Raw genomic sequence first — 7191 nt, 5'->3', positions numbered from 1 at the left:
GGTGACCTGCAAGACGCGGGACACCTCGGCCACGTCCTTGCCCTCGGCCAACAGCGTCGGAATCAAGCGAGTCGGCTGGGCCAGTAAGTCCGCTCGAAGTAGCTGATTGTCTCCTGGGCGGTCCAACAATCAGTCGGCCAACGGAGAGTCGGGGTCCCAGCGACTCTTGCGCATGATGGTGTTCAGCGTGCCCCCCAGGGTTGGTGTGACGTGTCCGGCGGTTGCGTGACCGAGTTGACTCGCCAGGTCTACCACGTACAAATCGACAGCTGACTCGACTAGATGCGCAAGGTCGTTCGTCGCCTGTCGCGCCTTCATATGACTTACCGCGGCGACGACCAGCCCGACAATCGCAGCTGGCCACCACCAAATCCCGAGCACCAAATACATGCACGACCATCCTTGGAGGTTGGCGGCGGCAGAGAATGAGAGACGCACTGTCGCAATTTCGGCCCGCGCCACATCAGGGATGATCAGCCACAGCCGTGGCCATGCCGCGTTCAGGTCGATTCCGTAAGCTCGGCTCGCACGGATCTCGCAGACACGCAGCCGATCCCCGATCCAAGTGGGGCGGCCAGGCTCGACAAGACAGAGGCGGTCGGCGCGCGACATCGCCTGGCGAACCTGTGCAGACGTTGAGGTGGTGGCGTCGGCGATTGCTTTGGCCCGCCGAGAACGCGCACGCCGCCACCTCATAAGCCATCGGCCAGGCGGGCGTTGGCCAGAACTGACCCACATCCGCTCGACAAGGAGGCCCAACCCTCCCGCAGTGAGCGACCCTGCGGCCGAGCCCGCCAGAACTGCGACGGCCAGAAGCACAACTGCCTGAGGTGATCGCAAGCCGCCGCCTGCGGACCAAGCCGATGACTCACGACCAAGAAGGTCGTAATCGAGTGCGTGCGGATGTCCCAACACCACCGCAACGACGACCGCCGCAACATACAGTAGTCCCGGGATGGCGAGGTAGGCACTCCAGCGCTCGGCAAGCTTTTTCCCAAGTTCCCCGAGGAAGCTTGTCACGTTGGAAAGGGTCCGACAACGAGCGGACGGCTCTCGACACCGCAGACTGGAGGCTGCTGCCCAGCCACGATGCGCCCGCGTCCTGCGCACTGGCGTGTAGGACAGCACCACCACTGCGCTGCGGTGTCCCTGTTACCGCTAGGCCACGGCTCGAACGATCTACCGACTGACGGATAGATCCCGTCTCCATTTGTTTGACGCAACACGCGGTCCAGAGTGTCCAGATCAGCTTCGAAAGCCGCGTCGACCCGACCGCGCTGCAATGCTAGACGCGCGCGTTCGAAAAGCTCCTCGGCCCCCACTCGCCGGACTGCCTCCTGCAAGACGCCATCCACTAGTTCCCTGCAAAAAGCAGCAGCCTTGTCGACCCTGCTCAAGACCATTGCGCTGCCTCCTACCCGCGATGTGATTCCATAGCTCAACGGCGACTGCTCCTTTCAGCCTCCGACGATGATGGACAAACTGACATCCAGCCCAGCCAGAACAGCACTTGAGCCATCGACGTGCCATACTCCGGTGAACGAAGCACTCCCGTCTCGATTCGGGACTTCCGTTGGACTACAGACAATTACATCACGTAACAGGCCGACACGTCAGACAGAGCAGTCAGCCGTAGCGGCTTGAGCGGTTGGCCGGCATGTCATATGATCCAGACCACACAGCAGGTCAGGATCGGTACCACAAGGATGCCGATTGCCTCTGGCGTTGCACATCCCTGGGAAAGGACCAAGGACAGTGCCAAAGCGACGGAAGGCACGGCGGATGGCCGGTTGGTGGCAACGGTCGAATCGTTGCCCAAATTCGATGCCACCGCAGGCGAGATGAGCTACACCGTCTCGGGCGTGGCTCTCATCGCAGTTCAACAGTCTTGCAGCCGTTGCGGTTGTGCAACTCGGCCAAAGCACGGCGATGACGAAGGTCGCCTGAACTGCACCGCCGTTGTCGTTGTTGCAATCAGCCGGGTTCATGTCACGGTCTTCCTTGGAGGTGGTCGAAAGACCTACGTGCAGCGAACTTTCACGCCCGTCGTCCATCGCTTCGATGTTCGAGCCGGCGGTGCTGCGTCCCGCCCGAAGCGGCCTGGCGGCCAGACTCCCTCGTCTGCATTCGCAGGCTGCGCAGTAACTGACGTCTGCGACCGACCCCTCTACCGTCCACTTTCTTCGACGCCCGGCGTATACGGATTTCGGCGCACGGCAGCCGCGGTGACGGACAGACCCATAATCGATGCGACTTTCCTACGTACAGACACCCTCTACCACGCGCTACCGCCGGGCGGCGCTAAGACAGGCGCCTACCAAGAGGGGCCACTCTCTCACCTCGCGGACTATCCTCATCCTGTTGCCGAGCGAGATCGCTCGGCAACATCGGCCGGAATTTACGCAGCTTTGTTGATAGGAGCCAGACTCTGTCAGCATTCTCATCGAGATGATTACGATGAATCGACACCTCACGCTACTCAAACTATCAGACCAGAAAGCGGGTCTCTATATGAGACTTATTTTCGCGATGACCTTCGCTGCGGCATTATTCGTGGCCTCCCCGTCGTCATCGGCAGAACCTATGCCATCCTACGATAGATCCAACTGGGCCGGATACATAGCAACCGCCCCGCCCGGTGGATTCACGAGCGTAAGCGCCAGATGGCATGTTCCGAGCATAGAATGCAATAGCAACGCCACTCAGCGCATTGCAATCTGGGTTGGCTTTAATGGGGTGACGGGAAGTGAGCCGTTTCTCACGTCGTTTCCGCAGATAGGTACGCAGTCAGGCTGCATGAATTCGAACAAAATATCAATCCGAGAGGATCCTACCGGCTGGTGGCGAGCAATAGAATGTGACACCGGAGTGCATGGTGTTGCGACACTGGATAGTGTGATGTGTCCACGCGCGATCAAATATCAGGGGATATGGGCGGACAGACAGTTCCCGAACTTCGTGGACGATCCCATGCTGCCCGGAAATCTCATGGAGGCGGGTATCTCACGAACAACCTCGGGGTATACGCTTTACCTGCGAAATCTGACTTACGGATGGACGGTAACGCGGTACAGCAACAACACCGAAGTGGCAGGAACAGCTGAGATTATCGTCGAAGGGGGGGCCTTCAATTTGGCCCGACTTCCCCTCTTGGTGACCCACCCAAAGGAAGACTGGGTGCCGAACGCATTTACGCCGATGCCCACATTGCTGAACCCTGAAATTTCTTTCACCGAAGTCTTTGTCGACAACAAGCCGCTCTCGATGTGGCGAGTTAGCAGTGCATCTAGCCTTCTATCAAATGGACGGTTGCAGCCGGAACCCCTATGTGATGACTGTCGAAATTTTTCGGTGACGCAGAACTGATATCCGATCCCACCAACGCGTAGCCCTGGGGCGGGGCACCGACTGTAGACACTTCGAGCTAATTTGTGGTCCTGGCGGGCTCCGCACTGTCGAGGCAGGAGGAGGTACTCCAGCAGGGACTTAATGCCGAATCGGCATCAATAGTTTGCGAGACAGGAACATCGCTACGCCCTACGAAACGGCATCTGCACATCCATCATGAGAAGGACTGCATCCCCGGCCCCGGGGCCTAGTGTCGAACCCATAAGCCGTGAGACGTCTTTCGAGGTCCGTCCACGCCGATGCCGGGAAAAATTTCCCACCACAGCCAGTCGATTATCTCCAAGGCCATACAACCAACATGATCGCCTACGAGGCTCGCGATAACGATCTATCACTTTGGGGACACAATTATGGATACTGCGCACACTCCCGACAAGAATAAACGGAGAGATTTCCTGTGCGCGACCCTGCAGGAACGGCTAGACCGCTTGGAGGAAGCGCCGCAAGCGACGCTGACGGGCGAGGCGAGACATGAAGCCGAAGAACTGACCAGGCTGCTCGTGGACGATATGAACGAAGTTCAAGTGGCCCGAGTTGTCCTCGGTCGATTCTGGTGGTCTTGCGCTTCATGCGGCGCGCCAGAGCATGCGAAAGAAGAACAGCTGCGGGCTGTACACGTACTAAGCCCGGTGTTCTTGTCGGGCAAGGTCCCGGGTGATCTGCCTACCGAACTGTTGAGTCTACTCGCGGCAGCCTCGATCGAGGTTGCACGCGACCTTCTCGCACGGGCCACAGCTAGTAGCCAGGTAAGTCTGAGCACTGACGCGGTTCTGCTATGGCACCGCATTGTTCACGCAACGTCTGAGGGTGACCCGAACCTTGCCACATGGCATACCAACTTGGGTGTCGCGCTCTCGGTGCGCTACGAGCGAGCTGGGAGATCAGTCGACTTGGACGAATCGATCAATGCCTATCGGCAAGCCTTGGATCACAGTCCAGTCGACTTCCCGAGACTGCCAATAGTGCTCGGAAATCTGTGTGCTGTATTGACCCGTAGGTTCATGCGCACCGGCAGCACAGCTGACCTGAACGAGGCGATCGGGGCTGGGCGCCAAGCCATTACCGTCAGCGGGCCGGACGACCCTGGGCTAACTGCTCTATATGCCAACCTCGGCGCGGCCCTGCAGAAGCGGTTCGAAGGAGCAGGAGATGTCACAGATCTGAATGAGGCGATCGAGGTCCTCGAACAGGCCGTCATTTGGCATTCTGATGCATTCGATCAGGCCGCAATCCTAACCAACCTCGGCGCCGCCCTGAATTTGAGGTACGAGATCACAGGGTCTGTCGAGGACGCAGACAGAGCGATACACACCGCCCGTCGGGCAGTTGAAGCTACTCCCAGCGCTCATCCCGAATCTGCGACCAGACTCACCAACCTAGGTAACGCCCTGCACGGACGGTACCTCCGAACCGCGATGTTGGCGGACCTGAACGAAGCAATCGCTGTCGTCCAGGAAGCTGCAACCGTATGCCCGCCCGGTAGCCCATACCGCGCCACTATTCTGAGTAACCTTAGCGCCATTCAGCGGCTTCGATTCCGACGATCGTCGGCTATGCAAGACCTGAACGACGCTATCGACGTCGGACGACAGTCAGTCGCCGCCACCGCCAGCAACCACCCTCTCCGTACTGCAGCCCTAACCAACCTCGCGAGCGCGCTGTCCATCCGATACGAACAGAGCGGCGCGACAGCCGATTTAGATGAAGCACTCGAACTGGCCAGGAAGGTCGGCACAGGCCCTGTATCCATGCACCATGCGCTGACCCAACTGAACAATCTAGGGACAATCCTACGAATGCGGTTCAGTCAGACAGGCGTGGCCGCGGACTTGGACGAAGCAATCGAGCTCGCTCAAGAATTGGTAGACAGCAAACCTCCCGGCTATCTCGATCATGGTTTGTATCACTGCAATTTAGGCGTCGGATTGAGCATGCGTTTCGAACGATCGCGCTCCAAAGAAGATCGCAACCGAGCAATCGAGGCCTATCGCACAGCCGCTGCCGCTGAGTGGGCGCCCCCGTGGAGACGCATCGAAGCGGCGCGCGCTGCCGCCGAACTGCTGGCATCCTCTGCGCCGCAGATGGCAGCAGAACTTCTAGCGCAAGCAGTCCGACTGTTGCCGGAGGTGGCTCCCCACCGCCTCCGCCGGTCCGACCGGCAATACCAAATCGGACGGTTCGCCCAACTGGCTGCTGACTCAGCCGCTTTGACACTGTCGAGCACAGAGATTTCATTACCCGAGCGAGCAGAATCGGCTCTGAAGTTACTTGAGCTTGGCCGTGCGGTTATCATGGGTCAATTACTTAATCTGCGCGGTGAAACTAGCCGCCTAGAGGAATCCGAACCGGACCTGGCTGCGGACTTCATAAATTTGCGCGATCTGCTCAACACCGAAGCGGCCACCACCGATGCGACGCCGCAGACTGATCGACAACAGATAGCCGAGCTTCTAGAACAAACACTTGAGAGAATCCGCGAGCGCCCCGGATTCGAGTCCTTTGCGAAGCCGCCAGAACTCGTCGAATTGCTGTCCCAAGCTGCCTACGGCCCGATCGTGACGATCAACATCAGTCGTCACCGCAGCGACGCGCTAATCGCAACCTCAACTGCGGTTTCGTGCCTACCACTACCCGCCTTAGACATCAAGACAGTCACAGACCGTGCGTCGGAATTCCAGCACATCCACCACGCCGCGCAATATGCCGTGACACTGTCACTACGCAGGGCAGCCCAGCAGCGCCTGCACGAGATCTTGCAGTGGCTGTGGGACGCCATTGCTGGCCCCGTTCTGGACATGCTTGGCTACCGTGACCGACCGCAGGCGGGCCAGCCCTGGCCTCGGTTGTGGTGGGTCACGAGTGGAGCGCTGGGGCAACTACCTCTCCATGCTGCCGGCTACCATTCGAATTTTCCTGATCCGGATAACCGATCGGTGATCGACCGTGTCGTTTCGTCCTACACTCCGACAATCACCGCGTTGCGCCACGCTCGCAGTGGAACCACCCAACTTCGGAGCTGGGAAGCATTAGTCGTGGTCGTGCCGACCACATCCGACAACCAGGACGAACTCGACTACGCTGTCGAAGAAGCCGCGTCGGTTGTTGCCCGCCTACCCGGCTCGACAGTCCTAACGGGGCCTAGAGACAGCGACGAGCCGATCGCCCCTGCCCTACTACCTACCAAAGCCAATGTCTTGAACGCGTTGGCGGCATACCCGGTCGCGCACTTCGCCTGCCACGGCGTCAACGACGCCGTGGACCCCAGCCGAAGTCGGCTGCTTCTGCATGACCACGTCAGCACCCCGTTCACCGTCGCCGATCTCGATCCTCTTCGACTCAATTTCGCCAGATTGGCCTATTTGTCCGCCTGCGAGACAGCAACTACGACAACACCCGAACTCCTAGACGAGGCTATCCACCTCGCCTCGGCGTTCCAACTGGCTGGATATCCCCAGGTGGTCGGCACACTCGCAACGGTCGATGATCGTATTGCCGCAGAAATCGCGGCGAGGTTCTACCACGCACTCCCCGGCGGCGCTCGTCCCGAATTTGACCACGGCGCTCACGCTCTACATCAGGCAGTGACAGCGATTCGCAACCAGTATCCGGCCAACCCATCCCTGTGGACGGCTCACTTGCATACCGGAATGTGATTACGAACGCAACTGGGGCCGGGGACTGTAAATACAACGGTGTAACTCCGAGCAAGGAGTAAGCATCCGATGTCTGATGTGATGACGATTGATGTGGCCGATACTGGGAGATCACCGATCACCTCGGCTG

The 7191-nt window shown here is 59.2% G+C and carries 3 protein-coding genes and 1 pseudogene; 3 read left to right on the top strand and 1 reads right to left on the bottom strand.

Features of this window, described 5'->3' with window-relative positions; genetic code table 11:
* Positions 1-129: 129 nt before the first annotated feature.
* The gene (locus ON30_RS39515) at positions 130-612 is read right to left on the bottom strand and encodes a hypothetical protein (RefSeq protein WP_157183880.1); all 483 of its coding nucleotides are present in this window, start codon (positions 610-612) and stop codon (positions 130-132) included.
* A gap of 1836 nt (positions 613-2448) precedes the next feature.
* On the opposite strand from ON30_RS39515, the pseudogene ON30_RS42390 reads away from it, so the two are divergent.
* From ON30_RS42390 to ON30_RS37920, 3 genes and pseudogenes are all read left to right on the top strand, one after another.
* A pseudogene (locus ON30_RS42390) lies at positions 2449-2739 on the top strand (G1 family glutamic endopeptidase); the annotation flags it as partial.
* A gap of 57 nt (positions 2740-2796) precedes the next feature.
* The gene (locus tag ON30_RS41400) at positions 2797-3366 is read left to right on the top strand and encodes a hypothetical protein (protein ID WP_245554258.1); all 570 of its coding nucleotides are present in this window, start codon (positions 2797-2799) and stop codon (positions 3364-3366) included.
* A 1043-nt stretch (positions 3367-4409) separates the two neighbouring features.
* Positions 4410-7061, top strand: coding sequence for a CHAT domain-containing tetratricopeptide repeat protein (locus ON30_RS37920; protein WP_218006316.1), 2652 nt, complete (start codon positions 4410-4412; stop codon positions 7059-7061).
* The last annotated feature ends 130 nt before the right edge of the window (positions 7062-7191 follow it).

The sequence above is a fragment of the Nocardia takedensis NBRC 100417 genome (genome assembly GCF_000308695.1).
Classification (GTDB): Bacteria; Actinomycetota; Actinomycetes; order Mycobacteriales; family Mycobacteriaceae; genus Nocardia; species Nocardia takedensis.
Note: the sequence above shows the minus strand (reverse complement) of the source record. Positions and strands in the feature narration are given on the sequence as shown.